This is a genomic window from Alkalibacter mobilis, assembly GCF_015594845.1.
In the GTDB taxonomy this organism is placed as follows: domain Bacteria; phylum Bacillota; class Clostridia; order Eubacteriales; family Alkalibacteraceae; genus Alkalibacter; species Alkalibacter mobilis.
Genome location: NZ_JADNRK010000060.1, coordinates 1 through 2,432, shown reverse-complemented (window position 1 = coordinate 2,432; position 2,432 = coordinate 1). Strand labels below are relative to the sequence as shown.

The 2,432-nt window shown below is 37.3% G+C and carries 3 protein-coding genes; all 3 read right to left on the bottom strand.

Annotated features, from left to right (window positions below; translation table 11 throughout):
- Positions 1-121: 121 nt before the first annotated feature.
- A complete protein-coding gene (locus tag IWB18_RS12360; RefSeq protein ID WP_195683921.1) occupies positions 122-751 on the bottom strand; it encodes a cobalamin B12-binding domain-containing protein in 630 nt (209 codons plus the stop codon).
- 117 nt (positions 752-868) lie between these two features.
- Positions 869-1,012 (bottom strand): hypothetical protein, encoded by a 144-nt coding sequence (locus IWB18_RS12355; RefSeq protein WP_195683920.1) that lies wholly within the window; start codon positions 1,010-1,012, stop codon positions 869-871.
- An 11-nt stretch (positions 1,013-1,023) separates the two neighbouring features.
- Positions 1,024-2,181 (bottom strand): uroporphyrinogen decarboxylase family protein, encoded by a 1,158-nt coding sequence (locus IWB18_RS12350; protein ID WP_195683919.1) that lies wholly within the window; start codon positions 2,179-2,181, stop codon positions 1,024-1,026.
- Positions 2,182-2,432 lie beyond the last annotated feature (251 nt).

Here is a 2,432-nt window from a genome sequence, read left to right as displayed (position 1 = left end):
GTGATGGATACAGACTCAAACACAGAAAATCCATTCTATAAAGATAAATGATCACACAGATAAAGAGTGAGAAAATAGTGGCCTAGTTCGTGGCGAAAAATGGCCTAGTTTACTTGACTGATTACACTTGTGCCATTTTCACTCCTTCCGCAGCATTTGTTGTGAAAGCATCAGCACCAATATGATCACAAGCTTCTTTTGTTACAGGGTTTCCTCCAATAATTATTTTGACAGAATCACGAACCCCCGCTTCTTTCAAAGCATCAACAGTATCTTTCATGGATTCCAACGCCAAGGTTAAAACTCCACTCATTCCAACAATATCTGGATTGATTTCTTTTGTTTTGTCAATAAACGCTTGCACCGGTACATCAATTCCCAAGTCAATTATTTCAAATCCAGCTGCTTCTGACATGCTTTTGAATATGTTTTTTCCGATATCATGAAGGTCGCCATGAACAGTTCCGATGACGATCTTCCCAACTTTAGTGGAAGCTCCTGATCCAATTGCTGGCTTCAAGATATCAATAGCCTCAGTCAAGAGTTCTCCTGCAAAGATCAAATCTCCCACAAAATACTCTCCACTCTCAAATAGAGCTCCTACGACTGCCATTCCATCTTGGCAGGCAGCAACAACTTTATGCGCTTCTTCTTCCGATGGGTTTGTTGCCATAAAGTCATGTAATATCTTCAACACCTTTTCTTCTTCTAATTCTCCTATTGATTGTGTTACTTCATTTGTATCAATCATTTTCAATCCCCCCTGCATTTAAGATTACTCTGTACTACAATTTTTAAATTTATTTAGTTCAAAACTACTTTCGAATAATTCGCTCAGGTGCTTTTCTGATTATTTTGCATTTGCGTACTAAACAAGTAAATACATGTGAAACCCAAACATCATCTCTTCATACATCTGGATGTCACCTGCAAACTCAAATGATTCGGGTTGAATTTCATATTTCTCCATATTTTCTTTGAAATTTCTGAAGTATTCTGATTTAATTTCCACATTGACACCTCCTAATAAACGCCATATTCTTTAACTGCTTTATTGACTGCGTTAACGTTTTCAATGTTTACATCGTTTGCTCTTAAAACTACTTTGTCGTAGTCAAAGATGTAATTTCCTCCAGGAGCAAGAATATCTAATAGTTCTTTAGCTTTGTAAACACATTCTTCCTTAGTGCCAGTTTTAAGAATGTTAACTGGGTAAAAACCAGATAAGATATGTTTTGAGCCTAATTTATCTTTGAACACCTTCGGATCTCCATATTCGATTGCCATATGCGTGCCTTCCGGCAAATCATGAAGATAATCCACAAAACGCGACCAGTCATGCTCAACGAAAAGGTAGATACCATATCCATTTTCAGAAAGTCCTTCACATAATTTTTTAAATGTAGGCCAGTAATATTTTGCAAAATCTTTTTCTCTCATATATGGAGCCATATGAAGTGGAATAAATATCTGATCAAATTTAGTTCCATTACTACCTTTTGGACTTCCCATTTTTCTTAGTAACGGAGTCAATGTTTCACATGCAGCACCCACTTTTTCAGGAATTCTACGGATATCTTTTGAAGTTCCAGAAAAGGATCGTAATTGGTCCGCCAGAAAATCATACGGTGCTTCTGTTATACCTGCGAAAGAAGGAATAGTCGATTTCCCATATTGCATTGCAATTTCGTTATTTGCCATTCCTATAGTTTGAAACGCATTCAAATAGGCAAAGAAAGCTTTAGCTTTTGCAATACCAGCAGAGCTTTTATCGAGTGCAAGTTCTTTGTGAATTCTCGGGATTATAATATCTACAAGCGTTTTATATGGATCAGTAATCAGTGCATCGTAATCTTCCACTTCCATACCAGCAACATCTGGATGCTGTAAAAAACCGTCAGTACCCATCTGGAAATTTATTGAGCCTAACATCTTATAAATCTGCGGCCAACGAATAGCAACACCTGCGACACTATCCGTGTCAACTTCCGTATTAAATTTGTGCAGTGCTTCAACTTGCTTTGACAGACTGAATTGCTCCTTGTGTAACGAAAAACCACAGTGCTCTAACACCATCTCAATTTGAAATATTGGATTTCTCGGCACGCGTTTCGGGATTTTGCCCGTGAATACATCTTCAAACAATTGATTTCTTTCCAATGTTTCCTGAGAAAATACCATAGTTACCTCTCCTTTCAAGTTGTCCGAATCCTCTTTAATGAGTATGTATTTCTATTCCCATTATCCAAAGATTAACTCGGATCTGTTTGAACACAATACTAACACATAAAAAAAACGTTCAATAGTAAGCGGTCAATAATCGCATGTAAACAATAAAACAAGCGGCCGGTTCATCAGAAGGCCGCCATCATGTCATCTATTATTTTTTTACGGCACAAGCCGCTTGTATTGAACTATTCCAAGGAAGCAAA